We start from the raw sequence: 25,041 nt of genomic DNA, 5'->3' as shown, positions 1-25,041 counted from the left end.
TAAACGGGCTTTTTACATACATTCATGAATGTATATACAATACCACCCTACGATCGAATGACCCAAGTGGCAATCAGTTAATATCCCACTCTGCTGATTCCCGCCAAGTACCAAGTCCGCAGTTGCGGGGCAACCTGTCGGCACGGAGGTTTCGTGCCGCTTGCTGTATCTAGCAGTCCAGTAATTCAGGTGTTCGATCTGCGCCGTGAGGCGCATCCGTGTCGCGCTCGCTCCGGTCGGGTGCGGCACTTATTCCATTGGTTATACACAGAGGTCGCTCCATGCGCGTCGAACGGGTTCCATACCGCTTAATCACTGTCGCGACGGCCGCCGTTTTCCTGGCCGCGTGCGGGAAAAAAGAATCGGCACCGCCGCCGCAAACGCCGGAAGTCGGCGTCGTCACCGTCCAGCCGCAGGCCGTACCGGTCTACACCGACCTGCCGGGTCGCACCAGCGCCTTCCTCGTCGCGCAGGTCCGCGCGCGGGTCGATGGCATCGTGCTGCGTCGTGAATTCACCGAAGGCACCGACGTCAAGGCCGGTCAACGCCTGTACAAGATCGATCCGGCGCCGTACATCGCCGCGCTGAACAGCGCGAAGGCGACGCTCGCGAAGGCGCAGGCGAACCTCGTCACGCAGAACGCACTGGTCGCGCGCTACAAGGTGCTGGTGGCCGCGAACGCGGTCAGCAAGCAGGACTACGACAACGCGGTGGCCACGCAAGGCCAGGCCGCGGCGGACGTCGCGGCCGGCAAGGCAGCGGTCGATACCGCGCAGATCAACCTCGGCTACACGGATGTCGTGTCGCCGATCTCCGGCCGTGTCGGCATTTCGCAGGTGACGCCGGGCGCATACGTGCAGGCGAGCCAGGCGACGCTGATGTCGACCGTGCAGCAACTCGATCCGGTGTACGTCGACCTCACGCAGTCGAGCCTCGAAGGGCTGAAGCTGCGTCAGGACGTGCAGAGCGGGCGCCTGAAGACGAGCGGCCCGGGCGCGGCGAAGGTGTCGCTGATCCTGGAAGACGGCAAGACCTACTCGGAGCCGGGCAAGCTGCAGTTCTCGGACGTGACGGTCGACCAGACCACCGGCTCGGTCACCATCCGCGCGGTGTTCCCGAACCCGGGCCGCGTGCTGCTGCCGGGGATGTTCGTGCGTGCACGGATCGAGGAAGGCGTGAACGAGAACGCGTTCCTGGTGCCGCAGATCGGCGTCACGCATGACCAGAAGGGCCAGGCGATCGCGATGGTGGTGAACGCCAGCAACAAGGTCGAGCCGCGTCCGCTGAAGACGACCGGCATGCAGGGCCAGAACTGGGTCGTCGAAGGCGGTCTGCAAGCGGGCGATCACGTGATCGTGCAGGGCGGCGAAAAGGTGCGCCCGGGTGCGACCGTGAAGACCGTCCCCGCGCAGCTCGCACCGGCGGCGGACGCCGCATCGGGTGCCGCTGCGACCGCCGCGCCGGCTGCTGCCGGTTCCGGCGCCGCTGCCGCTTCCGGTGCTGCCGCATCGGGCGCCGCGCCGGCGAGTGCTGCCGCTGCTTCGAGCGCGCAATAACAGGGAGCCTGTTTCATGGCAAAGTTTTTTATCGATCGCCCGATCTTCGCGTGGGTGATCGCCATCATTCTGATGCTGGCCGGGGTTGCGGCGATCTTCACGCTGCCGATCTCGCAGTATCCGACGATCGCGCCGCCATCGATCCAGATCACCGCGAACTACCCGGGCGCTTCCGCGAAGACGGTGGAAGACACGGTAACGCAGGTGATCGAGCAGCAGATGAGCGGTCTCGACAACTTCCTGTACATGTCGTCCACCAGCGATGACTCGGGCAACGCGACGATCACGCTGACCTTCGCGCCGGGCACCAACGCCGACATCGCGCAGGTCCAGGTGCAGAACAAGCTGTCGCTCGCGACGCCGGTTCTGCCGCAGGTCGTGCAGCAGCTCGGTCTGTCGGTGACGAAGTCGAGCAGCAGCTTCCTGCTGGTGCTCGCCTTCAACTCCGAAGACGGCAGCATGAACAAGTACGACCTCGCGAACTTCGTGGCGTCGCACGTGAAGGATCCGATCAGCCGGTTGAACGGCGTCGGTACCGTCACGCTGTTCGGCTCGCAGTACGCGATGCGGATCTGGCTCGACCCGAACCGCCTGACGAACTACGGCCTCACGCCGGTCGACGTCAGCACCGCGATCAGCGCGCAGAACGTGCAGATCGCGGGCGGCCAGATCGGCGGCACGCCGGCGAAGCCGGGCACGATGCTGCAGGCGACGATCACCGAATCGACGCTGCTGCAGACGCCCGCGCAGTTCGGCAACATCCTGCTGAAGGTCAACCAGGACGGCTCGCAGGTGCGTCTGAAGGATGTCGCGAAGATCGAACTCGGCGGCGAAAACTACAACTTCGACACGAAGTACAACGGTCAGCCGACCGCGGCACTCGGTATCCAGCTCGCGACCAACGCGAACGCGCTGGCCACCGCGAAGGCCGTGCGCGCGAAGATCGACGAACTGGCGCCGTTCTTCCCGCACGGCCTCGTCGTGAAGTATCCGTACGACACGACGCCGTTCGTGAAGCTGTCGATCGAGGAAGTGGTCAAGACGCTGCTCGAAGGGATCGTGCTCGTGTTCCTCGTGATGTATCTGTTCCTGCAGAACCTGCGGGCGACGATCATCCCGACGATCGCGGTGCCGGTCGTGCTGCTCGGTACGTTCGCGATCATGTCGATGGTGGGCTTCTCGATCAACACGCTGTCGATGTTCGGCCTCGTGCTCGCAATCGGCCTGCTGGTCGACGATGCGATCGTGGTGGTGGAGAACGTCGAGCGCGTGATGGCCGAAGAGGGGCTGTCGCCGAAGGAGGCGACCCGCAAGGCGATGGGCCAGATCACCGGCGCACTCGTCGGCGTGGCGCTCGTGCTGTCGGCGGTGTTCGTGCCGGTGGCGTTCTCCGGCGGTTCGGTCGGCGCGATCTATCGTCAGTTCTCGCTGACGATCGTGTCGGCGATGGTGCTGTCGGTGCTCGTCGCGTTGATTCTGACGCCGGCACTGTGCGCGACGATCCTCAAGCCGATCCCGCAAGGGCATCACGAAGAGAAGAAGGGCTTCTTCGGCTGGTTCAACCGCACGTTCAACAACAGCCGCGACAAGTACCACGTCGGCGTGCACCACGTGATCAAGCGCTCGGGTCGCTGGCTCATCATCTATCTGGTCGTGATCGTCGCGGTCGGGCTGCTGTTCGTGCGCCTGCCGAAGTCGTTCCTGCCCGATGAAGACCAGGGCCTGATGTTCGTGATCGTGCAGACGCCGTCGGGTTCGACGCAGGAAACGACCGCGAAGACGCTCGCGAACATTTCCGACTATCTGCTGAAGGACGAGAAGGAAATCGTCGAATCGGCGTTCACGGTCAACGGCTTCAGCTTCGCGGGCCGCGGCCAGAACTCCGGTCTCGTGTTCGTGCGCCTGAAGGACTACGCGCAGCGTCAGCATGCGAACCAGAAGGTGCAGGCGCTGATCGGCCGGATGTTCGGGCGCTACGCGGGTTACAAGGACGCGATCGTGATCCCGTTCAACCCGCCGTCGATTCCCGAACTCGGTACGGCTGCCGGCTTCGACTTCGAGCTGACGGACAACGCCGGTCTCGGCCACGATGCGCTGATGGCCGCGCGTAACCAGTTGCTCGGGATGGCCTCGAAGGATCCGACGCTGCAAGGGGTGCGCCCGAACGGCCTGAACGACACGCCGCAGTACAAGGTCGACATCGATCGCGAGAAGGCGAACGCGCTCGGCGTGACCGCGGATGCGATCGACCAGACGTTCTCGATCGCATGGGCGTCGAAGTACGTGAACAACTTCCTGGATACCGACGGCCGGATCAAGAAGGTGTACGTGCAGTCGGATGCGCCGTTCCGGATGACGCCGGAAGACATGAACATCTGGTACGTGCGCAACGGGTCGGGCGGGATGGTGCCGTTCAGCTCGTTCGCGACCGGTCACTGGACGTACGGTTCGCCGAAGCTCGAGCGCTACAACGGTGTGTCGGCGATGGAAATCCAGGGTCAGGCCGCACCGGGCAAGTCGACCGGTCAGGCGATGGCCGCGATGGAAGGGCTCGCGAAGAAGCTGCCGGTCGGTATCGGCTACTCGTGGACCGGCCTGTCGTTCCAGGAAATCCAGTCCGGCTCGCAGGCGCCGATCCTGTACGCGATCTCGATCCTCGTCGTGTTCCTGTGTCTCGCGGCGCTGTATGAAAGCTGGTCGATCCCGTTCTCGGTGATCATGGTGGTGCCGCTCGGCGTGATCGGCGCACTGCTCGCGGCGACGATGCGCGGCCTCGAGAACGACGTGTTCTTCCAGGTCGGCCTGCTGACGACCGTGGGCTTGTCCGCGAAGAACGCGATCCTGATCGTGGAGTTCGCGCGCGAACTGCAGATGACGGAGAAGATGGGGCCGATCGAGGCCGCGCTGGAAGCGGCGCGCCTGCGGCTGCGTCCGATCCTGATGACGTCGCTCGCGTTCATTCTCGGCGTGATGCCGCTCGCGATCAGCAACGGCGCGGGTTCGGCCAGCCAGCACGCAATCGGCACGGGCGTGATCGGCGGGATGATCACGGCGACGTTCCTCGCGATCTTCATGATCCCGATGTTCTTCGTGAAGATCCGCGCGATCTTCAGCGGCGAGAAGGAAGACGTCGACGAGGCGCTGCGCCTGGCTCAGGAGCACTCGCACCACGAAGAGAAGCCGGGCAACGGCGACGAAGGCAACAAGGGACAGTGATGATGCAAAAACACGCTTTGACTGCAATCGCGGTCGCGCTCTTTGCCACGGGCTGCACGATGGCGCCGCATTACAAGCGGCCCGACGCGCCCGTCGCGCAGGCGTACCCGGCCGGCGGCGTCTACGCGACGCAGCCGGGTGCGGCCGGCGCGCGCAGCGCGAACGGGCAAGCTGCGACCGCCATCGGCTGGCGCGAGTTCTTCGTCGATCCGCGCCTGCAGCGGCTGATCGAGATCGCGCTGAAAAACAACCGCGACCTGCGCGTGTCGGTGCTGAATATCGAGGCGGCGCGCGCGCAGTACCAGATCACGCGCGCGGGGCTGTTCCCGACGCTCGACGGCACCGGTACGGGCACGATTCAGCGCTATCCGCAGGGTGTTTCGCCGACAAGGCAGGCAACCATCTCGCGCACCTACAACGTCGGGCTTTCGGCGTCGTGGGAGCTCGACCTGTTCGGCCGCGTGCAGAGCCTGAAGGATCAGGCACTCGCGCAGTACCTGTCGACCGCGTATGCGCGGCAGGCGTCGGAAATCTCGCTGGTGTCGCAGGTGGCCGACCAGTACCTGACGCTGCTGTCGACCGACGATCTGCTGAAGATCACCGAGAATACGCTGAAGACGGCGCAGGACTCGTACAACCTGACGAAGCTGCAGTTCGACAATGGCACGGGCTCTGAACTTGAGCTGCGCCAGGCGCAGACGGTCGTCGAGACGGCGCTCGCGAACCAGCAGGCACAGGCGCGAGCCCGCGCGCAGGCGTTGAACGCGCTGGTGCTGCTGATCGGCGAGCCGCTGCCGGACGATCTGCCGCCGGGCATGCCGCTCGACGCGCAGAATCTGCTGGCGGACGTGCCGGCCGGCCTTCCGTCGGATCTGCTCACGCGCCGTCCGGACGTGATGCAGGCCGAGCAGACGCTGCTGGCCGCGAACGCGAACATCGGTGCAGCGCGTGCGGCGTTCTTCCCGAAGATTTCGCTGACGGCTGCATTCGGCACCGCGAGCCCGACGCTCGGCGGTCTGTTCAAGGCAGGTACGGCGGCATGGTCGTTCGCGCCGAACATCGCGTTGCCGATCTTCGAGGGCGGCTCGAACATCGCGAACCTCGATCTTGCACACGTGCAGAAGCGCATCGAGATCGCGAACTACGAGAAGGCGATCCAGTCGGCATTCCGCGAAGTGTCGGACGGTCTGGCCGCACGCGGGACGTACGACCAGCAGATCGCGGCGCTCGAGCGCAACGAGCATGCGCAACAGCGACGTTTCGACCTGTCGGACCTGCGTTACAAGAACGGTGTCGACAGTTACCTGTCGGTGCTGACCGCGCAGACGGATCTGTACTCGGCGCAGCAGTCTCTGATCAGCGCGCGTCTCGCACGCTGGACGAACCTGGTCGACCTGTACCGCGCACTGGGCGGCGGGTGGATCCAGCGCGCAGGCGAAGCGCCGCGCGCGCCGGATGCGCCGGTCGACTACGACAAGGCGGCCGCACCGGCGCCTGCGTCGGCAGCCGCGACGAACGGGTAAGCGCAAGGAGGGCAGGCGCGGTTTATTGCGCCTGTTTTTCGAACCGGCTGTATGCGGAAGCGAAAACGCCACGGATGAAAGTCCGTGGCGTTTTCTTTTGTGCTGCCGAATCATGCGGGGCGAAGATTGTTGGCGTAGCGATGCGCGCGGTTCGCTGACATCGCTGAAGTCGCTCACGCCAGCCACGCCGACCACACCAGCCACACTGATTCGCCCCACCAATCGACGTCCCGCGCCACACACCCGAGGCCAGCCTTCACGCGCCCGGCACGCTCACCCGCGCATCCCTCCCTGTCCATCCCCGCAAAAAACAAAACGCCACGGCACCCCGTGGCGTTTCTCGTTACCGCTTCGCGCCGTCACCCGGCGCGTGGCGATCAGTGATGCACGTCGACGGGACGTCCGTCGAAGTCGTGTCCGGCGCGGCGGATGTCGCAGCGCGCATCCTTTTCGCCTTTCACGCCGTTGAACACGATGTTCAGGATCACGGCCGACGCGGACGCCAGCAGGATGCCGCTGTGCAGGATCGGTGCGAGCGCGGGCGGCAGCTTCGAGAAGAAGTGCGGCGACACGACCGGCACGAGCCCCATGCCGACGCTCACGGCGACGATGAACAGATTGTGCGTGTTGTTCACGAAGTCGACCTTCGACAGCACCTTGATGCCGTTCGCCGCGACCATCCCGAACATCACGATGCCCGCGCCGCCGAGCACGAACGGCGGCACCGATGCGACGACCTGCGCCATCTTCGGAAACAGCCCGAGCAGTACGAGGATCACGCCGCCCGTCGCGCACACGAAGCGGCTCTTCACGCCCGTCACGCCGATCAGCCCGACGTTCTGCGAGAACGACGTATGCGGGAACGAGTTGAAGATGCCGCCGATCAGCGTGCCGAGGCCGTCGACGCGCAGGCCGCGCACGAGGCGCTCCTGGTTGACCGGGCGATCGACCATGTCGCCGACCGCGAGGAACATGCCGGTCGATTCGATGAACGTGACGAACATCACCGTGACCATCGTCACGATCGACAGCGGGTCGAAATGCGGCAGGCCGAAGTGGAACGGCATCACGAAGCCGACCCACGGTGCGTGCGCGACGCCGTCGGTATTCACGCGGCCGATCGCGAACGCGATCGCGAAGCCGGCGACGATGCCGAGCAGCACCGAGATGTTCGCGATGAAGCCGCGGCCGAATTTGTTGATCAGCAGGATCAGCGTGAGCACCAGCAGGGACAGGCCGAGATAGACGGGGCTGCCGTACTCGGGGTTGCCGACGCCGCCGGCCGCCCAGTTGATGCCCACTTCCATCAGCGACAACCCGATCACCGCGATCACGGTGCCGACCACCACCGGCGGGAAGAACCGCAACAGCTTGCCGATCATCGGCGCCAGCACGATGCCGATGATGCCGGCCGCGATGGTCGAGCCGAAGATGTCGAGGATGCCGAGGCCGGGATTCGTGCCGATCGCGATCATCGGGCCGACGGCCGCGAACGTGCAGCCCATGATGACGGGCAGGCGGATCCCGAAGATCCACAGGCCGAGCGTCTGGATCAGCGTGGCGATGCCGCACGAAAACAGATCGGCGCTGATCAGGAACGCGATCTGGTCTTTCGGCAGCTTGAGCGCGGCGCCGACGATAAGCGGCACGGCGACAGCGCCGGCGTACATGACGAGGACGTGCTGCAGGCCAAGCGTTACCAGCTTGCCGGTCGGCAGCACCTCATCGCACGGATGGACCGTGTTCGATTGCATCTGTCTCACTCCATGATCTTGTTTTCGGGGTGATACGAAGTTATTCGGAATGAATCCATGCAACAAGAGCGCTGGGTACTATTCCGCTCTTTGCTGGTTCGATATGCCAATTCGGCATGGAACAGGGTGTCGATCATCGGGAAGCTGCCGCAGGAGTGAGGTTCCCCGGTTTTATAGCCCTTCAAAATAGCGCCGGCCCCCATGCCAAATATAGGTCGCCTTATGGTGTGTATCGGGTGGGCCGCATAGTGGCAAAAAGTGCCTGCTGAAAATCGTGCCGGGTTAACCCGCGAACGGCCGTCTTTGCCCGCAAGGTGCAGCCGGGTGACACCCGGCAGGCGACGGCCGTTCCAGCATGCCGCGACAGCTACAGAAAACGGGGCGCGCATCGCGGTCCCGTTATCATGGCTATCCGTTCATTCGAATTCGCCCACACGTCATGCGCCTGCTCGGAATCGACCTCGGCACCGGCTCCGTCAAACTCGTCACGCTCGATGCCGACGGCGTCGAGCGCGCGGTCGCGAGCGAACCTTATGCGCTGTCGTCGCCGCGGCCGGGCTGGGCCGAGATCGCCCCCGATACCTGGTGGCACGCGCTCGTGCGCGCGGCCGCGCGATTGCCGGCCGACGAGCGCGCGCAGGTCGCGGCGATCGGCTTCTCGGGGCAGATGCACGGGGTCGTGCTGATCGACGCGGCCGGGCAACCGGTACGGCCCGCGCTGCTGTGGCCCGACACGCGCGCGGTGCGCGAAGCGAACGCGCCCGCCTGGCACGCCGCCGGTCTGCCCGTCGCACCGAATCCCGTCGCGCCCGGCATGGCCGGCCCGCTGCTGCGCTGGCTGGCCGTGCACGAACCCGATGCGCTGCGCGCCGCGCGCTGGGCCGTGCAGCCGAAAGACTGGCTGCGCATCGCGCTGGGCGGCGACGTCGCAGCCGATCCGAGCGACGCCTGTGCGACCGCGCTGGCGTCGCCCGACGGCAGGTGGGATACCGCGTTGATCGACACGCTCGGGCTGCCGGCCGACCGTTTCGCGCCGGTTCGCGCGTCGACCGCGCGCTGCGGCGCGCTCGGCGCGCACGCGGCGGCCGCGCTCGGGCTGCCGGCCGGCGTGCCGCTCGCGACGGGCGCGGCCGACACCGCATGCGCGGCGCTCGGCAGCGGGCTCGCCGCCGCCGGCGATGCGCTGCTGACGACGGGCAGCGGCGGCCAGATCGTCGTGCTCGCCGACACGCTGCCGCCCGCGCGGCGCGGGCTGCATCGCTATCGCGCGGCGGCCGGCGTCGGCTATTACACGATGGCCGCGATGCAGAACGTCGGGCTGGCGCTCGAAGCGGTGCGCGGCTGGCTCGGCTACGCGCAGTGGACCGATGCGTACGACGATGCGTTTGCCCACGATGCGTCGGAGCGCCTGTGCTTCCTGCCGTACCTGACGGGCGAGCGTTCGCCGTGGATGAACCCCGATGCGCGCGGCGGTTGGCTCGGTCTCGGGCTCGGCGACACGCGCGGCGCGATGATGCGCGCCGCGTTCGAGGGCGTCGCGTTCGCGTTGCGCGCCGGGCTCGATGCGATCCGCGACGCCGATCGCCGCGACCCGGTCGCGACCTTGCGTCTCGCGGGCGGCGGCTCGGTCGATCCGCGCTGGCGCCAGCTGCTGGCCGATGCGCTGGGCGCATCGCTCCACGCGATCGACTGCCCGAACGCCGCGACGCGCGGTGCCGCGCTGCTCGCGGGCGTCGCGATCGGGCACTGGCGGGAGGACGCGCTGCACGCGCTGGCGCCGGCCGCGTCGCCGGTGGCCGAGCCGCGCGACGATCGCGCGCTGGCCGCGCGCCGTGCGCGCTTTGTCGATCTGTATGCGCGAACGGATGCATGGTTCACGACGGGCGTTTAAACTCGAGCACTTGTTCTTTTGCGTCAGCGATGACGCATCGTGGCAAGCCGGCGACCGTTTCCCGCACGCGATGCGTGGCCGGACCGGCGATCATGGCGAGCACGCGATTCTTTCGCCGTGCCGCGCGCGACGCCGCGCGGCACGGCTTCGACAGCTTTGCATGGAACCCGGTGCGAAGCATGCGCCCGGCGTCGGTTCTCGCGCCCACGCCGGTCGACACGAGCGCTGACGCGCCAACCCGGGCCGACCTCACACACAGACAGGAGTCACACGATGAAGACGAAAGCCGCGATTGCATGGAAGGCGGGTGCGCCGCTGACGATCGAGGAAGTCGATCTGGAAGGGCCGCGCGCCGGCGAAGTGCTGATCGAGGTGAAGGCGACGGGCATCTGTCACACCGACTACTACACGCTGTCGGGCGCCGATCCGGAAGGGATCTTCCCGGCGATCCTCGGCCATGAAGGCGCGGGCGTGGTGGTCGACGTCGGCCCCGGCGTCGGCACCGTGAGAAAGGGCGACCACGTGATTCCGCTCTACACGCCCGAATGCCGCGAGTGCAAGTTCTGCCTGTCGCGCAAGACCAACCTGTGCCAGAAGATCCGCGCGACGCAGGGCAAGGGCCTGATGCCCGACGCGACGTCGCGCTTCTCGCTCGACGGCAAGCCGCTGTTCCACTACATGGGCACGTCGACGTTCTCGAACTACATCGTCGTGCCGGAAATCGCGGTCGCGAAGGTGCGCGAGGACGCGCCGTTCGACAAGATCTGCTACATCGGCTGCGGCGTGACGACGGGCGTCGGCGCGGTCGTGTACTCGGCGAAGGTCGAGGCCGGTGCGAACGTGGTCGTGTTCGGCCTCGGCGGGATCGGCCTGAACGTGATCCAGGGCGCGAAGATGGTCGGCGCGGACAAGATCATCGGCGTCGACATCAACCCGAAGCGCGTCGAGCTCGCGAAGAAGTTCGGGATGACGCACTTCATCAACCCGAACGAAGTCGAGAACGTCGTCGACCATATCGTGCAGCTGACCGACGGCGGCGCCGACTACTCGTTCGAATGCGTCGGCAACGTGAAGCTGATGCGCCAGGCGCTCGAATGCACGCACAAGGGCTGGGGCCAGTCGTTCATCATCGGCGTGGCGGCAGCGGGCGAGGAAATCAGCACGCGTCCGTTCCAGCTGGTGACGGGCCGCGAGTGGAAGGGTTCGGCGTTCGGCGGCGCGCGCGGGCGCACCGACGTGCCGAAGATCGTCGACTGGTACATGGAAGGCAAGATCAACATCGACGACCTGATCACGCACACGCTGCCGCTCGAGCGGATCAACGAAGGCTTCGATCTGATGAAGGCCGGCGAGTCGATCCGTTCTGTCGTGCTGTACTGACCGGGAGCGCACCGCGATGCTCGAACTCGTTTCCTCGCATGCGTGCCACGGCGGCGAGCAGCGTTTCTACCGTCACGCGTCGGCGGCCATCGGCCTGCCGATGAAGTTCTCGGTGTACCTGCCGCCGCAGGCCGCGCAGGGGCGTGTGCCGGCGCTGTTCTATCTCGCGGGGCTCACGTGCACCGACGAGACGTTCGCGATCAAGGCCGGCGCGCAGCAATACGCGGCGCAGCACGGGATCGCGCTCGTGATGCCCGACACGAGCCCGCGCGGCGCGGGCGTGCCGGGCGAGACCGATGCGTGGGACTTCGGCGTCGGCGCGGGCTTCTACGTCGATGCGACCGAAGCGCCGTGGTCGACGCATTACCGGATGGAGTCGTACGTGACGGGCGAGCTGCGCGAACTCGTCGCGGCCGAGCTGCCGATCGACGGCGCGCGGCTCGGGATCTTCGGCCACTCGATGGGCGGGCACGGTGCGCTGACGCTCGCGTTGCGCCATCCGGGCCTGTACCGGTCGGTGTCGGCGTTCGCGCCGATCGCCGCGCCGACGCGCTGCCCGTGGGGCGAAAAGGCGTTCTCGGGCTACCTCGGCGCCGATCGCGAAGCGTGGAAGGCGCACGACGCAAGCGAGCTGGTCGCGCGTGCGGACGCGCCGAAGTTCGCGGAAGGCATTCTCGTCGATCAGGGGCTCGCCGATCAGTTCCTCGCGAACCAGCTGAATCCGGACGTGTTCGAAGCCGCCTGCGCGAAGGCCGGCCAGCCGCTGACGCTGCGCCGCCATCCGGGCTACGATCACGGCTACTACTTCATCTCGACGTTCATCGCCGATCACCTCGCGCATCACGCGAGCGTGCTTGTGCGGTGAGAGAAACGGGAAGCAGGTGACGCAAGCCTCGCCACACGCGATGGCGGGCGCATGAGAAAACGCCGGCGCTGCCCTCGGGCACGCCGGCGTTTTTCACTTCGTCGGGCGATGATCTGCCAGGCGGCGATCAGTGACGCCGCAACAAGCTCGCGCCGTACACGAGCGCCGACAGCGCGGTGATCCAGAAGCTCGTCGGCCAGTCGGTGTGATACGCGAGCACGATGCCGGCCCACGCTTCGAACAACGCGAACAGCGCGGCAAGCAGCACGCCGGTCGACAACCGCGTCGACACGTTCTGCGCAGCCGCCGCCGGCCCGACCAGCAGCGTGAACACGAGCAGCACGCCGACGATCTGCGTCGCCGCGGCCACCGCGAGCGCGCACACCGCGAGGAACAGCATCGACACCGCGCGCAGCGACACGCCCTTGGCTTCGGCCAGCTCGGGCTGCAGCGACGCGAACAGCAACGGCCGCGCGATCAGCGCGAGCGCGGCGAGGCTCACTGCGCCGATGCCGGCGAGCACCGCGAGCGTGTCGCGGCTCACCGCGAGCACGTTGCCGAACAGCAGCGCGGTGACCTGCGTCGCGAACGACGTATAGAAATGCAGGAACAGCAGCCCGAAGCCGAGCGCACCCGACAGGATCACGCCGATCGCGACGTCGCGGCCCGCGAGCCTTTCGCCGAGGGCGCCCATCCCGACGCCCGCCGCGAGCGTGAAGCCGACCATCCCCCAGATCGGCGAGATGCCGAGCAGCACCGCGCCCGTCGCACCGGTGAAGCCGACGTGCGACAGCGCATGGCCGGCGAACGTCTGCCCGCGCAGCACCAGGAAATAGCCGACGATGCCCGCGAGCACCGCGACGATCCCCGCCGCCGCGAAGGCGTTGATCATGAAATCGTATTCAAACATCGTGCGAATGCCCGGGATGAGCGTGTCCGTGGTGATGATGGCCGTGGCCGCCGCCACCGCCGTGCGAGTGGCCGTCGTCGTCCTCGTGTTCGTGGTCGTGCTTCTCGATCTCGACGTCGCCCGACATCACGAAGATCCTGCCGTTCACGCGCATCACGTCGATCGGCGAACCGTAGAGCCGCGACAGCACCGGCTTCGTGATCACCTCGTCGACGGTGCCGAGCGCCGCGACGCCGTTGCCGAGATACAGCACGCGGTCGAGCGCGTTCAGCAGCGGATTCAGTTCGTGTGCGGAGAACAGCACGGTAATGCCGAGCTCGCGCTGCACGTTGCGCACGAGTTCGACCACGCCGCGCTGGTGGTTCGGATCGAGGCTGATCAGCGGCTCGTCGAGCAGCAGCAGCTTCGGGTTGCCGAGCAGGCATTGCGCGAGCAGCAGGCGCTGCCGCTCGCCGCCCGACAGTTCCGACAGCGGCCGGCGCGCGAGCGTTTGGCCGCCGACGAGGTCGAGCACGCGATCGACGTCGCGGCGCGTCGCGGCATTCGTGTGCGGCAGCCCCCAGCGGTGGCCGTCGGCGGCCATCGCGACGAAGTCGTAGCCGCGCATCCGGCGGCTCGCGAGGCCGCTGCGGATCTGCGGCATGTAGCCGATCGACGCGTTGCCGCGCGCGACCGGCACGCCGCCCACGGACAGCGTGCCGGCCGATACGGGCACGAGCCCGAGCACGGCGCGCATCAGCGTGGTCTTGCCCGCGCCGTTCGGCCCGAGCACGCCGACGAATTCGCCGGGCTCGATCGAGAAGCTGACGTCGCGCAGGATCGCGCGTCCGCCCAGTTCGAGCGTGACGCGATCGACGGCGAGGGCGTGAGGGGTTGCGGTCATGTCTTAACGGTCGTTTATTGCTTGCCGGCAGCGAGCGCGGCCGAGAGCGCGTCGAGCTGGGCGGCCATCCATTGCTGGAAGGTCTTGCCCGCCGGCTGCGTCTCGGTGACGCTGACGGTCGGCACGCCGCCGTCGTGCGCGATCTTCAGCATGCGCTTGGTCATCGGCTCTTCAGCCTGGCTGTTGTAGATCAGCACGCGCACCTGCTTCTTGCGCAGGTCGTTCTCGAACGCGGCGACGTCCTGCGCGCTCGCTTCGGTGTCGTTCATCGTCGCGAGCTGGAAGCGCAGGTTGCGCATGTCGAGGCCGATCGCGTCGGACATGTAGCCGAACACGGGCTCGGTGGCCGTGACCGGCAGCCCCTTGTACTGCGCGCGCAGCGCGGCGACCTTGTCGTCGACGGGCTTCAGCGACGCGACGAACTTCTGCAGGTTCGCGTCGTATTCGGTCTTGTTCGCCGGATCGGCACGGCCGAGCGCGGCCGCAATCGCGCGCGCGGCGGCCGGCATCGTCGCCGGGTCGTACCACAGGTGCGGGTTGTCGCCGGCCTTCTTGCCGACCAGGTCGGCGACGACGATCGTCGCGCGCTTCGCCTGCTTCGACGCGCCGAGCAGCTTGCTCATCCACGGATCGTAGTTGGCGCCGTTGTAGATCACGACCTGCGCATGCTGGAGCGCGCGGGCCGTCTTCGGGCTCGCTTCGAACAGGTGCGGGTCCTGGTCCGGATTGCTGAGGATGCTCGTCACCGCGACGTGGCTGCCGCCGATCTGCGACGCGACGTCGCCGTAGAAATTCTCGGCGGCGACGACGTTGACGGTTGCGGCCTGCGCGAACGCGGGCGCCGCGAGCGACAGCGCGGCAACGGCGGCGGCGAGCCAGCGGACAGGCGACAGGGCGCGCCGCGGCGCGCGCTTCAGGGCAATGGACATGGAACTCCTCGTTGGAAGGGGCGGTACGGGTGCCGTGCGATACGCGTCAGCGCTGCGCAGGCTTGTGCTTGCAGTGCCCGCACAGGCCGCTCAGCTCGACGACCTGGTGGTGGACTTCGAAACCGTGCGCGGGCTCGCTCGCGGACAACTGCTTCGCAAGGTCGCCGCCGGGAATCTCGACGGTGTCGCCGCACGAATCGCAGATCAGGAACTGGCCTTCGTGCGGCACGCCGATCTCGCAGCATGCGAAGAACGCGTTCTTCGATTCGATCCGGTGGATGAAGCCGTGCTCGACGAGGAAATCCAGCGCGCGATAGACGGTCGTGGGCGGTACGCGGCCGCGCTGCGGTTCGAGCTCGGCGAGCAGGTCGTACGCGCCGATCGGGCGCTGCGCGGCCAGCACGCGTTCGTAGACCTGACGGCGCAACGGCGTCCACGCGAGCCCGTGCTCGGCGGCGAATGCGTCGGCCCGGGACAGCCGGGCGTCATTGGACGATGAGGTAGCCATGGCGTGAAGCAGCGCGATGAAACAAAGTATGGCGATGATATAACGTATCGCCGCGCCGTGCAGCGCGAATTCCCTTTCCGCCTCGCTCCGTCCCTTTCATCGCCGATTCGACCGCGCCGCACCGTGCGGGCTGCGCCTTGCCGGGCGCGCGCGGCGGCCCGTTGCCGTGCGCCGTTGTGCGGCGGCGCATCATAGAAAGCCGTCACGCCGCCTTGACAGCGCGAATCGCGTATCCGATCATTCGATCACTAACAGAGCAATTGATCGGCTGGCGAGCGTTCGCTCACCTCGCCAGCCGTCGTCAAGCAGAACGAACCGGAGACAGCCAGTGAGACTGGAAGACAAGGTCGCGATCCTGACGGGCGCCGCAAGCGGCATCGGCGAAGCGGTCGCGCAACGCTATCTGGACGAGGGCGCGCGCTGCGTGCTCGTCGACGTGAAGCCGGCGGGCGGGTCGCTCGCGCGGCTCATCGAGGCGAATCCCGGCCGCGCGGTGGCCGTCACCGCGGACGTCACGCGCCGCGACGACATCGAGCGCATCGTCGCCACGGCGATCGAGCGCTTCGGCGGCGTCGACATCCTGTTCAACAATGCGGCGCTGTTCGACATGCGCCCGCTCCTCGACGAATCGTGGGACGTGTTCGACCGGCTGTTCGCGGTCAACGTGAAGGGGCTGTTCTTTCTGATGCAGGCGGTCGCGCAGCGCATGGTCGAGCAGGGGCGCGGCGGCAAGATCGTCAACATGTCGTCGCAGGCCGGACGGCGCGGCGAGGCGCTCGTTTCGCACTATTGCGCGACCAAGGCGGCGGTGATCAGCTACACGCAGTCGGCCGCGCTCGCGCTCGCGCCGCACCGGATCAACGTGAACGGCATCGCGCCGGGCGTCGTCGATACCCCGATGTGGGAGCAGGTCGACGCGCTGTTCGCGCGCTACGAGAACCGGCCGCTCGGCGAGAAGAAGCGGCTCGTCGGCGAAGCCGTGCCGCTCGGCCGTATGGGCGTGCCGGGCGACCTGACGGGCGCCGCGCTGTTTCTCGCGTCGTCCGATGCCGACTACATCACCGCCCAGACGCTGAACGTCGACGGCGGCAACTGGATGAGCTGACATGGCGCCGCTCGCCCGCACCAACCGCCGGCCGGCGCGCGACGCAGCGGCAGCGCCGCACGCCGCGGCTGCCGCCGTTGCTCGAGGAGGGGTCGCCTGATGGCCGAGATCGTCGTCGCCGGCGAACTGCTGGCGGAATTCGTCGCCGCCGAGCGCGGCCAGGGTTTCGATACGCCGGGCCAGTTCGCGGGACCGTTTCCGAGCGGCGCACCGGCGATCTTCGCCGACCAGGCCGCACGGCTCGGCGCACGCGTCGCGTATGCGGGCTGCGTCGGCCGCGACCCGTTCGGCGACGCGATCGTCGCGCGGCTCGAACGCGACGGCGTCGACGTCGCGCGCATCCGCCGCGTCGCACGTCCGACCGGCACCGCATTCGTCGCGTATCGCGACGACGGCTCGCGCAGCTTCGTCTTCAGCCTGTCCACCAGCGCGGCCGCGTGCGTCGATGCATCCGACGTCGATACCGCGATGTTCGACGGCTGCCGCTACTTCCACGTGATGGGCTCGTCGCTGACGAGCGAATCCGCGATCGCGGCGGTGCAGCGCGGCGTGATCGAGGCCGCGCGCGCCGGCGCGAAGGTGTCGTTCGATCCGAACGTGCGCCCCGAGATGCTGAGCTTCCGGCCGATGCGCGCGGCGCTCGACGAGATGCTCGCGGCCTGCCACCTGTTCCTGCCGAGCGAAGCCGACCTGCCGTTCTTCTGCGGACCGCAGCCGGCCGAGCGCGCGATCGCGGGCCTGCTCGCGACCCATCCGCTGCTCGAGCGCGTCGTGCTGAAACGCGGCGCGCAAGGCAGCGTCGCGTTCGACCGCGCGAATCGCGCCGAAGCGCCGGCGTTCGCGGTCGACGAAATCGACCCGACCGGCGCCGGCGACTGCTTCGGCGGCACGCTGGTCGCGAGCCTCGTCGCAGGCGTGCCGATCGACGTCGCGCTGCGCCGCGCGAACGCGGCAGGCGCGATCGCGGTCACGCGGCGCGGGCCGATGGAAGGCAACAGCAGCGCGGCCGAGATCGACCGTTTCCTGACCGAACGAGGTGTCGCATGTCCGGCCTGACGACCTTCGCCGAACGCCCGCGCACCGCCCATGCGGACGCCGTGCTGCGGATGATCTTCGATGCGAACCGCGCGGATGCGCAGCGCGGCATCTATTCGATCTGCAGCGCGCACCGGCTCGTGCTGGAAGCCGCGTGCGAAGCCGCGCGCGCGGACGGTTCGCCGCTGCTGATCGAGGCGACCTGCAACCAGGTGAACCATCTCGGCGGCTATACGGGCATGACGCCCGCCGATTTCCGCCGCGACGTCGACGCGATCGCCGCGCGTTGCGGGCTGGCGCCGTCGGCGCTCGTGCTCGGCGGCGATCATCTCGGCCCGAATCCGTGGCGGCATCGCCGCGCGGCCGACGCGATGCGCGAAGCCGGCGCGATGGTCGCCGCGTACGTCGAGGCCGGCTTCGAAAAGATCCATCTCGATGCGAGCATGGCGTGCGCGGACGATCCCGCGCGGCTCGACGATCGCACGATCGCCGCGCGCGCGGCCGAGCTGTGCCGTGCGGCGGAAGAGGCGGCTGCGCGCGCCGGCATCGCGCCCGTCTACGTGATCGGCACCGAAGTGCCGACGCCGGGCGGCGAACTCGGCGGCAGCGACGGCGATGCGGCGATCGCGCGGATCGCGGTCACGCGCGCCGACAGCATCGCGGCGACGCTCGACGCGCACCGCCGTGCGTTCGCCGCGGCCGGGCTCGACGCGGCGTGGGCGCGCGTCGTCGCGATCGTCGCGCAGCCGGGCGTCGACTTCGACGATCGCCACGTGCTCGACTACGACAGCGCGAAGGCCGCGTCGCTCGGCGCGAGTATCCTGCAGACACCGCGCCTCGTGTTCGAAGCGCATTCGACCGACTACCAGACCGAGGGCGCGCTCGCCGCGCTGGTGCGCGACCACTTCGCGGTGCTGAAGGTCGGGCCCGCGCTGACGTTCGCGCTGCGCGAGGCGCTGTTCGCGCTGACCTTCATCGAGGATGCGTTGATCGGTGAGCCCGCGCAGCGCTCGCGGTTGCGCGACGTGGTCGACGCCGCGATGCGCGCGCAGCCCGAGCACTGGGCGCCGTACTACCGCGGCGACGAGACCGAGCAGCGGCTCGCGCGCCAGTTCAGCTACAGCGACCGGATCCGCTACTACTGGCTGCAGCCGGCCGTCGCGGCCGCGGTCGAGCAGCTGTTCGACAACCTTGCACGGCAGGCGGTGCCGGAGACGCTCGTCGCGCAGTGGCTGCCGGACGTGTATGCGGCATGCCGCGCGGGCGGGCTCGCCAGGGAGCCGCGCGCGTGGGTGCGCCACCGGATACGCGACGTGATCGCGCACTACGCGCGCGCGTGCGGAATGCAGCGGCCGGCATGACGGGCCGCGAACGAAACGCAGTACCGACGACACTTCGAACAAACACAGGAGACATGCCATGCAACGAAAGATGCTCGATGCCGCCGCACGCTGTTTCGCCGGAGCCGCGCTCGCGACGGCGGCCTGCGCCGCGTCCGCCGGCACGGTGACGATCGCGACGCTGAACAACCCGGACATGATCGAGTTGAAGAAGCTGTCGCCGGCGTTCGAGAAGGCGAACCCGGACATCAAGCTGAACTGGGTGATCCTCGAGGAGAACGTGCTGCGTCAGCGCGCGACCACCGACATCACGACCGGCAGCGGCCAGTTCGACGTGATGGCGATCGGCACCTACGAGGCGCCGCAGTGGGGCAAGCGCGGCTGGCTCGCGCCGATCACGGGCCTGCCTGCCGACTACGACCTGAACGACATCGTGAAGACCGCGCGCGACAGCCTGTCGTACAACGGCCAGCTGTATGCGCTGCCGTTCTACGTCGAGAGCTCGATGACGTTCTACCGCAAGGACCTGTTCGCGGCGAAGGGGCTGAAGATGCCCGACCAGCCGACCTACGACCAGATCGCCGAATTCGCGGACAAGCTCACCGACAAGGCGAAGGGCACTTACGGGATCTGCCTGCGCGGCAAGGCCGGCTGGGGCGAGAACATGGCGTACGTGTCGACGGTCGTGAACACGTTCGGCGGGCGCTGGTTCGACGAGAACTGGAATGCGCAGCTCACGTCGCCCGAATGGAAGAAGGCGATCACGTTCTACGTGAACCTGCTGAAGAAGGACGGCCCGCCGGGAGCGAGCTCGAACGGCTTCAACGAGAACCTGACGCTGACGGCCTCCGGCAAGTGCGCGATGTGGATCGACGCGGCGGTCGCGGCCGGCATGCTCTACAACAAGCAGCAGTCGCAGGTGGCGGACAAGATCGGCTTCGCGGCCGCGCCGGTCGCCGTCACGCCGAAGGGCTCGCACTGGCTGTGGGCGTGGGCGCTGGCCGTGCCGAAGACGTCGAAGCAGCAGGACGCCGCGCGCAAGTTCATCGCGTGGGCGACGTCGAAGCAGTACATCGAGATGGTCGGCAAGGACGAAGGCTGGGCGTCGGTGCCGCCTGGCACGCGCACGTCGACCTATCAGCGTGCCGAGTACAAGGCCGCCGCGCCGTTCTCGGACTTCGTGCTGAAGGCGATCGAGACGGCCGACCCGAACGATCCGTCGCTGAAGAAGGTGCCGTACACGGGCGTGCAGTACGTCGGGATTCCTGAATTCCAGTCGTTCGGCACGGTGGTCGGCCAGTCGATCGCGGGTGCGGTGGCCGGCCAGATGACGGTCGACCAGGCGCTCGCCGCCGGGCAGGCCGCCGCCGATCGCGCGGTGCGCCAGGCCGGCTACAAGAAGTAACGCGGCCCGCACCGTGCGCGATGGCGCACGGTGCGCGTCGTCGAAGCTGACAGGCGGGCAGGCTTTCGCGCCCGCGCATCAACCGGAGGGACTCCGATCATGCGTCACCTGCGTCTTCCCCTGAGCCATGCTCACGCGCCGTCGGTCGGCGACGCGTCGTCGCCGCCGGGCGCGCCGCGTCGCGCGCGCGGCGGCGCGAGCTGGCTCGTCTCGCCGTCCGTCGCGGTGCTGCTGCTGTGGATGTCGATTCCGCTCGCGATGACGATCTGGTATTCGTTCTCGCGCTACAACCTGCTGAACCCGGACGTGAAGGGCTTCGCCGGGCTCGACAACTACCGCTTCCTCGCGACCGATCCGTCGTTCCTGCCCGCGATCTGGCACACGCTCGTGCTGATCGGCGCGGTGCTCGCGATCACGGTGATCGGCGGCGTGCTGATGGCCGTACTGTTCGACCGCAAGTTCTACGGGCAGGGCGTCGCGCGCCTGCTCGCGATCGCGCCGTTCTTCGTGATGCCGACGGTGTCCGCGCTGATCTGGAAGAACATGATCCTGCACCCGGTGTACGGGCTCGTCGCGACCGCGATGCGCGCGCTCGGGATGACGCCGATCGACTGGTTCGCCGATTACCCGCTCACCGCGGTGATCATCATCGTCGCGTGGCAGTGGCTGCCGTTCGCGTTCCTGATCCTGTTCACCGCGATCCAGTCGCTCGACCAGGAGCAGAAGGAAGCGGCGCGCATCGACGGCGCGGGCCCGATCGCGATGTTCTTCTACATCACGCTGCCGCACCTGAAGCGCGCGATCGCGGTGGTCGTGATGATGGAGACGATCTTCCTGCTGTCGATCTTCGCGGAAATCTACACGACGACCGGCGGCGGCCCCGGCGACGCGACGACCAACCTGTCGTACCTGATCTACGCGCTCGGCCTGCAGCAGTTCGACGTCGGCCTCGCGTCCGCCGGCGGCATCATTGCCGTCGTGGTCGCGAACGTCGTGTCGTTCTTCCTCGTGCGGATGCTCGCGCGCAACCTGAAGGGGGAGTACGAGAAATGAGCGACCTGACCCTGGAAGGCCGGCGCACGCCGGCCGTGTTCGACCTCGTGCGGCGCGCGCTGCCCGGCATGCTCGCGTGGCTGATCGCGCTGCTGCTGTTCTTCCCGATCTTCTGGATGGCGATCACCGCGTTCAAGACCGAGCAGCAGGCGTATGCGTCGACGCTGTTCTTCATCCCGACGCTCGACAGCTTCCGCGAGGTGTTCGCGCGCAGCAACTACTTCTCGTTCGCGTGGAATTCGGTGCTGATCTCGGCGGGCGTCACGGTGATCTCGCTGCTGTTCGCGGTGCCGGCCGCGTACGCGATGGCGTTCTTCCCGAACCACCGCACGCAGAAGGTGCTGCTGTGGATGCTGTCGACGAAGATGATGCCGTCGGTCGGCGTGCTCGTGCCGATCTACCTGCTGTGGAAGAACGCCGGGCTGCTCGATACCGTATCGGGCCTCGTGATCGTCTACACGCTGATCAACCTGCCGATCGCGGTGTGGATGACCTTCACGTACTTCAACGAGATTCCGAAGGACATCCTGGAAGCCGGACGCATCGACGGCGCGTCGACGTGGCAGGAGATCGTCTACCTGCTGATGCCGATGGCGCTGCCGGGGCTCGCGTCCACCGCGCTGCTGCTGGTGATCCTGTCGTGGAACGAGGCGTTCTGGAGCATCAACCTGTCGAGCTCGAACGCGGCGCCGCTGACCGTGTTCATCGCGTCGTACTCGAGCCCTGAAGGGCTGTTCTGGGCCAAGCTGTCCGCCGCTTCGCTGCTCGCGGTCGCGCCGATCCTGATCGTCGGCTGGCTGTCGCAGAAGCAGCTCGTGCGCGGGCTCACGTTCGGAGCGGTCAAATGACGGCGAACGTCCTGATCTGCGATTGCGACGGCGTACTGATCGACAGCGAGGCGGTGGCGGCCGACGTGCTCGTGCGCGAGCTCAATGCGCGCTGGCCGGGCATCGACGCGCGGCCGGCCGTGATGCCGCTGCTCGGGCTGCGCATCGAGCGCGTGCTGGCCGGCGCGGGCGAAGCGCTGGGCCGCACGCTGTCGAACGACGACGTCGCCGACATCCGCGCGGCGGTGGAGGACGCGGCCGTCAATGCGCCGATGGTCGACGGCATCGATGCGGCGCTGGCGGCGATCGAACTGACGAAGGCGTGCGCGAGCAACAGCTACCGCGCGTACGTCGACGCGGCGCTCGCGCGCACCGGCCTCGCGCGCTTCTTCGGCGACCGGCTGTTCTGCGCGGACGCCGTCGCGCGGCCGAAGCCGGCGCCGGACGTGTATCTTGCGGCCGCGCGCACGCTCGGCGTCGCGCCTGCGCAGTGCCTCGTGGTCGAGGACAGCGCGACCGGTATCACAGCGGCCGCCGCGGCCGGCATGACCGTGCTCGGCTTCGTCGGCGGCGGGCATGCGTCGGCCGCGCAGATCGACGCGCTGCGCGGGATCGGCGCGCGTCACGTATTCGACGACATGCACGAGCTGCCCGGCTACGTCGCGCGCTGGCAGGCGACCGGCGCGGTGCTGCCGAACTAGCCACCCCGAAAGATTGCGCGCCGCATTCGACGCGGCGCATCACGAACGAACGGAGACAGATCATGGCAAGCGTGCTCCTGCGCAACATCGCAAAGCGCTACGACGACACCGAAGTGCTGCGCAACGTGAACCTCGACATCGCCGACGGCGAATTCGTCGTGTTCGTCGGCCCGAGCGGCTGCGGCAAATCCACGCTGATGCGGATGATCGCGGGCCTCGAGGATATTTCCAGCGGCGAGCTGCTGATCGACGGCGCGAAGGTCAACGACGTGCCGAGCGCGAAGCGCGGCATCGCGATGGTGTTCCAGTCGTATGCGCTGTATCCGCACATGACGCTGTACGACAACATGGCGTTCGGCCTGAAGCTCGCCGGCGCGAAGAAGCCGGAAATCGACCAGGCCGTGAAGCAGGCCGCGAAGATCCTGCACATCGACCACCTGCTCGACCGCAAGCCGAAGCAGCTGTCGGGCGGCCAGCGGCAGCGCGTCGCGATCGGCCGCGCGATCACGCGCAAGCCGAAGGTGTTCCTGTTCGACGAGCCACTGTCGAACCTCGACGCCGCGCTGCGCGTGAAGATGCGGCTGGAGTTCGCGCGGCTGCACGACGAGCTGAAGACGACGATGATCTACGTGACGCACGACCAGGTCGAGGCGATGACGCTCGCGGACAAGATCGTCGTGCTGTCGGGCGGCGCGGTGCAGCAGGTCGGCACGCCGAACGCGCTGTATCACGCGCCGGCGAACCTGTTCGTCGCGGGCTTCATCGGCTCGCCGAAGATGAACTTCCTGAAAGGCACGGTCGAATCGGTCGATGCGGGCGGCGTGCTCGTGCGTTTCGACAGCGGCGAGACACAGCGCGTCGCGGTGGACGCGGCGGCGCTGCAGCGCGGCGCGGCGGTGACGGTCGGCGTGCGGCCCGAGCACCTGAAAGTCGAAACGGCGGCTACCGGCGTGGCCGCGAAGACGATGGCCGTCGAGTCGCTCGGCGATGCCGCGTATCTGTATGCGGAGTCGGCGGTCGCGCCGGACGGGCTGATCGCGCGGATTCCGCCGCTCGACACGTACCGCACCGGCGAGGCGCTGCGCGTGCACGCGGACGCCGAACACTGCCACCTGTTCGACGAAAACGGGCAGGCGTTCCGGCGGCTGAGCGTGCACGCGAAGGCAGCGTGATGCGTCGGCACGTGCGCCTGCGGTGCTCAGAGGCGCAGGTGCCCGGCCACGTAGTCGACGAACGCGCGCAGCTTCGGCGTCGGATGGCGGCCTGACGGCCACAGTACGTAGAACGGCGTGCGGCTCTCGACGTGTTCGTCGAGCACCGTGCGCAGCGTGCCGTCGGCCAGCGCGTCATGTACGAAAAACTCGGGCAGGCATGCGATGCCGAGCCCGCGCAGCGCGAAGCACAGCCGTGTTTCCGCGTTGTTGCTGACCATCGATACCGGCACCTCCGGCGGTGTGCCGGCGCGCGACGCGCGCAACGGCCAGATCTCGAGCCGGCCGCTGCTGGGGAAGCGGTAGTGCAGGCAGCGGTGCCGCGCGAGATCGGCTGGCGTGAGTGGCGTGCCGTGCCGCTCGAGGTAGTCGGGCGACGCGACGAGGTGCTGGCGGAAATGGCCGAGCAGCCGCGACGACAGCCGCGAATCCGACGGTTGGCCGGTGCGCAGCACAGCGTCGAACCCTTCGTCGACCACGTCGACGAGCCGGTCGCTGAAATCGATGTCGAGCTCGATCTCCGGATACGCAGCCATGAAATCGGCGAGCACCGGCAGCAGCAGCGTGCCGATCGTCGGCAGGCTCACGCGCAGCCGCCCGCGCGGCGCTTCGGCGCTGTGCGTCAGTTCCTGCTCGGCCGCGTCGATCTCCGCGATCACGCGCCGGCACCGTTCGAGAAAGCGCGCGCCTTCGGCCGTCAGCGTGATGCTGCGCGTGCTGCGGTGAAACAGTCGCACGTTGAGGCGCGCTTCCAGGCGCGCGATGCGCTTGCCGATCGCCGAGGCCGACAGCCCGAGCGCGCGGCCGGCCGCGACGAAGCTGCGTGTTTCCGCGACCTGAACGAATACGACGAAACCGCCCAGATTTTCCATGCAGGTTCCCGATTGCGGACATCGATGTCCGGAGTGTCCGGAACTCTACCCCGGTTTTTCTTCACGCGTCGGCTCCC

General features: G+C 67.7%; 20 protein-coding genes. 14 read left to right on the top strand and 6 right to left on the bottom strand.

The window, feature by feature from the left end; genetic code table 11:
* Nucleotides 1–281: 281 nt before the first annotated feature.
* Genes WJ16_RS13395 through WJ16_RS13385 form a run of 3 tightly spaced genes read left to right on the top strand, consistent with a single transcriptional unit; the run spans nt 282 to nt 6,295 of the window.
* A complete protein-coding gene (locus WJ16_RS13395) occupies nt 282–1,556 on the top strand; it encodes an efflux RND transporter periplasmic adaptor subunit (RefSeq protein WP_069257464.1) in 1,275 nt (424 codons plus the stop codon).
* Nucleotides 1,557–1,571: 15 nt separating this feature from the next.
* Nucleotides 1,572–4,772, top strand: a complete 3,201-nt coding sequence (gene bpeB, locus WJ16_RS13390; RefSeq protein ID WP_069257463.1) for an efflux RND transporter permease BpeB — start codon at nt 1,572–1,574, stop codon at nt 4,770–4,772.
* Complete coding sequence (locus WJ16_RS13385; protein ID WP_069257462.1) at nt 4,772–6,295, top strand: efflux transporter outer membrane subunit; 1,524 nt, start codon at nt 4,772–4,774, stop codon at nt 6,293–6,295. Before bpeB ends, WJ16_RS13385 begins: the two co-directional genes overlap by 1 nt.
* Nucleotides 6,296–6,672: 377 nt before the next feature.
* Here WJ16_RS13385 and WJ16_RS13380 read toward each other — a convergent pair whose 3' ends face one another.
* Complete coding sequence (locus WJ16_RS13380; RefSeq protein ID WP_069257461.1) at nt 6,673–8,049, bottom strand: nucleobase:cation symporter-2 family protein; 1,377 nt, start codon at nt 8,047–8,049, stop codon at nt 6,673–6,675.
* Between the two features lie 439 nt (nt 8,050–8,488).
* On the opposite strand from WJ16_RS13380, the gene WJ16_RS13375 reads away from it, so the two are divergent.
* The 3 genes from WJ16_RS13375 (at nt 8,489) to fghA (ending at nt 12,185) form a co-directional block, all read left to right on the top strand.
* Nucleotides 8,489–9,940 carry a xylulokinase gene (locus WJ16_RS13375; RefSeq protein WP_069257460.1) on the top strand — a complete coding sequence of 484 codons (1,452 nt, stop codon included), beginning with the start codon at nt 8,489–8,491 and terminating at the stop codon, nt 9,938–9,940.
* Between the two features lie 273 nt (nt 9,941–10,213).
* Entirely contained in the window at nt 10,214–11,320 is a 1,107-nt protein-coding gene (locus WJ16_RS13370) for an S-(hydroxymethyl)glutathione dehydrogenase/class III alcohol dehydrogenase (RefSeq protein ID WP_006483756.1), read from the top strand.
* Between the two features lie 16 nt (nt 11,321–11,336).
* On the top strand, nt 11,337–12,185 hold the full coding sequence (gene fghA, locus WJ16_RS13365) for an S-formylglutathione hydrolase (protein WP_069257459.1): 849 nt from the start codon (nt 11,337–11,339) through the stop codon (nt 12,183–12,185).
* A gap of 127 nt (nt 12,186–12,312) precedes the next feature.
* On the opposite strand, the gene WJ16_RS13360 is transcribed toward fghA, so the two are convergent.
* From WJ16_RS13360 to WJ16_RS13345, 4 genes are read right to left on the bottom strand one after another with little or no spacing between them, the layout of a single operon-like run.
* Complete coding sequence (locus WJ16_RS13360; protein ID WP_069257458.1) at nt 12,313–13,095, bottom strand: metal ABC transporter permease; 783 nt, start codon at nt 13,093–13,095, stop codon at nt 12,313–12,315.
* Complete coding sequence (locus WJ16_RS13355) at nt 13,088–13,978, bottom strand: ABC transporter ATP-binding protein (RefSeq protein WP_069257457.1); 891 nt, start codon at nt 13,976–13,978, stop codon at nt 13,088–13,090. The genes WJ16_RS13360 and WJ16_RS13355 overlap by 8 nt, the downstream gene beginning before the upstream one ends.
* 14 nt (nt 13,979–13,992) lie before the next feature.
* The gene (locus tag WJ16_RS13350) at nt 13,993–14,907 is read right to left on the bottom strand and encodes a metal ABC transporter solute-binding protein, Zn/Mn family (protein ID WP_069257456.1); all 915 of its coding nucleotides are present in this window, start codon (nt 14,905–14,907) and stop codon (nt 13,993–13,995) included.
* A gap of 46 nt (nt 14,908–14,953) precedes the next feature.
* On the bottom strand, nt 14,954–15,415 hold the full coding sequence (locus WJ16_RS13345) for a Fur family transcriptional regulator (RefSeq protein ID WP_069257455.1): 462 nt from the start codon (nt 15,413–15,415) through the stop codon (nt 14,954–14,956).
* A gap of 328 nt (nt 15,416–15,743) precedes the next feature.
* Between WJ16_RS13345 and WJ16_RS13340 the strand changes: the two genes are divergently transcribed.
* The 8 genes from WJ16_RS13340 to WJ16_RS13305 all read left to right on the top strand — a co-directional run bounded on the left by WJ16_RS13340 (nt 15,744) and on the right by WJ16_RS13305 (nt 24,053).
* Nucleotides 15,744–16,520, top strand: coding sequence for an L-iditol 2-dehydrogenase (locus tag WJ16_RS13340; protein ID WP_069257454.1), 777 nt, complete (start codon nt 15,744–15,746; stop codon nt 16,518–16,520).
* 99 nt (nt 16,521–16,619) lie between these two features.
* A complete protein-coding gene (locus WJ16_RS13335) occupies nt 16,620–17,576 on the top strand; it encodes a sugar kinase (RefSeq protein ID WP_069257453.1) in 957 nt (318 codons plus the stop codon).
* Nucleotides 17,564–18,916: a D-tagatose-bisphosphate aldolase, class II, non-catalytic subunit gene (locus WJ16_RS13330; RefSeq protein WP_069257452.1), complete on the top strand. Its 1,353-nt coding sequence runs from the start codon at nt 17,564–17,566 to the stop codon at nt 18,914–18,916. The genes WJ16_RS13335 and WJ16_RS13330 overlap by 13 nt, the downstream gene beginning before the upstream one ends.
* 58 nt (nt 18,917–18,974) lie before the next feature.
* Nucleotides 18,975–20,300 carry an ABC transporter substrate-binding protein gene (locus tag WJ16_RS13325; protein ID WP_069257451.1) on the top strand — a complete coding sequence of 442 codons (1,326 nt, stop codon included), beginning with the start codon at nt 18,975–18,977 and terminating at the stop codon, nt 20,298–20,300.
* Nucleotides 20,301–20,399: 99 nt separating this feature from the next.
* Nucleotides 20,400–21,353, top strand: coding sequence for a carbohydrate ABC transporter permease (locus tag WJ16_RS13320; protein WP_069257450.1), 954 nt, complete (start codon nt 20,400–20,402; stop codon nt 21,351–21,353).
* A complete protein-coding gene (locus WJ16_RS13315) occupies nt 21,350–22,201 on the top strand; it encodes a carbohydrate ABC transporter permease (RefSeq protein ID WP_069257449.1) in 852 nt (283 codons plus the stop codon). The genes WJ16_RS13320 and WJ16_RS13315 overlap by 4 nt, the downstream gene beginning before the upstream one ends.
* Nucleotides 22,198–22,881 (top strand): HAD family hydrolase, encoded by a 684-nt coding sequence (locus WJ16_RS13310; protein ID WP_069257448.1) that lies wholly within the window; start codon nt 22,198–22,200, stop codon nt 22,879–22,881. Before WJ16_RS13315 ends, WJ16_RS13310 begins: the two co-directional genes overlap by 4 nt.
* A 62-nt stretch (nt 22,882–22,943) precedes the next feature.
* Nucleotides 22,944–24,053, top strand: coding sequence for an ABC transporter ATP-binding protein (locus WJ16_RS13305; protein WP_069257447.1), 1,110 nt, complete (start codon nt 22,944–22,946; stop codon nt 24,051–24,053).
* Between the two features lie 26 nt (nt 24,054–24,079).
* On the opposite strand, the gene WJ16_RS13300 is transcribed toward WJ16_RS13305, so the two are convergent.
* A complete protein-coding gene (locus tag WJ16_RS13300; protein ID WP_069257446.1) occupies nt 24,080–24,964 on the bottom strand; it encodes a LysR family transcriptional regulator in 885 nt (294 codons plus the stop codon).
* Between the last annotated feature and the right edge of the window lie 77 nt (nt 24,965–25,041).

The sequence above is a fragment of the Burkholderia metallica genome (assembly GCF_001718555.1).
Taxonomy (GTDB): domain Bacteria; phylum Pseudomonadota; class Gammaproteobacteria; order Burkholderiales; family Burkholderiaceae; genus Burkholderia; species Burkholderia metallica.
Note: the sequence above shows the minus strand (reverse complement) of the source record. Positions and strands in the feature narration are given on the sequence as shown.

Bases quoted from the DNA above. Each gene is read 5' to 3' on its own strand.
- WJ16_RS13350 (WP_069257456.1), bottom strand. From the start codon at position 14,907: ATGTCCATTGCCCTGAAGCGCGCGCCGCGGCGCGCCCTGTCGCCTGTC.
- WJ16_RS13315 (WP_069257449.1), top strand. From the start codon at position 21,350: ATGAGCGACCTGACCCTGGAAGGCCGGCGCACGCCGGCCGTGTTCGAC.
- WJ16_RS13360 (WP_069257458.1), bottom strand. From the start codon at position 13,095: ATGTTTGAATACGATTTCATGATCAACGCCTTCGCGGCGGCGGGGATC.
- fghA (WP_069257459.1), top strand. From the start codon at position 11,337: ATGCTCGAACTCGTTTCCTCGCATGCGTGCCACGGCGGCGAGCAGCGT.
- WJ16_RS13355 (WP_069257457.1), bottom strand. From the start codon at position 13,978: ATGACCGCAACCCCTCACGCCCTCGCCGTCGATCGCGTCACGCTCGAA.
- WJ16_RS13380 (WP_069257461.1), bottom strand. From the start codon at position 8,049: ATGCAATCGAACACGGTCCATCCGTGCGATGAGGTGCTGCCGACCGGC.
- WJ16_RS13325 (WP_069257451.1), top strand. From the start codon at position 18,975: ATGCAACGAAAGATGCTCGATGCCGCCGCACGCTGTTTCGCCGGAGCC.
- WJ16_RS13395 (WP_069257464.1), top strand. From the start codon at position 282: ATGCGCGTCGAACGGGTTCCATACCGCTTAATCACTGTCGCGACGGCC.
- WJ16_RS13330 (WP_069257452.1), top strand. From the start codon at position 17,564: ATGTCCGGCCTGACGACCTTCGCCGAACGCCCGCGCACCGCCCATGCG.
- WJ16_RS13375 (WP_069257460.1), top strand. From the start codon at position 8,489: ATGCGCCTGCTCGGAATCGACCTCGGCACCGGCTCCGTCAAACTCGTC.
- WJ16_RS13310 (WP_069257448.1), top strand. From the start codon at position 22,198: ATGACGGCGAACGTCCTGATCTGCGATTGCGACGGCGTACTGATCGAC.
- WJ16_RS13305 (WP_069257447.1), top strand. From the start codon at position 22,944: ATGGCAAGCGTGCTCCTGCGCAACATCGCAAAGCGCTACGACGACACC.
- WJ16_RS13335 (WP_069257453.1), top strand. From the start codon at position 16,620: ATGGCCGAGATCGTCGTCGCCGGCGAACTGCTGGCGGAATTCGTCGCC.
- WJ16_RS13370 (WP_006483756.1), top strand. From the start codon at position 10,214: ATGAAGACGAAAGCCGCGATTGCATGGAAGGCGGGTGCGCCGCTGACG.
- bpeB (WP_069257463.1), top strand. From the start codon at position 1,572: ATGGCAAAGTTTTTTATCGATCGCCCGATCTTCGCGTGGGTGATCGCC.
- WJ16_RS13320 (WP_069257450.1), top strand. From the start codon at position 20,400: ATGCGTCACCTGCGTCTTCCCCTGAGCCATGCTCACGCGCCGTCGGTC.
- WJ16_RS13345 (WP_069257455.1), bottom strand. From the start codon at position 15,415: ATGGCTACCTCATCGTCCAATGACGCCCGGCTGTCCCGGGCCGACGCA.
- WJ16_RS13300 (WP_069257446.1), bottom strand. From the start codon at position 24,964: ATGGAAAATCTGGGCGGTTTCGTCGTATTCGTTCAGGTCGCGGAAACA.
- WJ16_RS13385 (WP_069257462.1), top strand. From the start codon at position 4,772: ATGATGCAAAAACACGCTTTGACTGCAATCGCGGTCGCGCTCTTTGCC.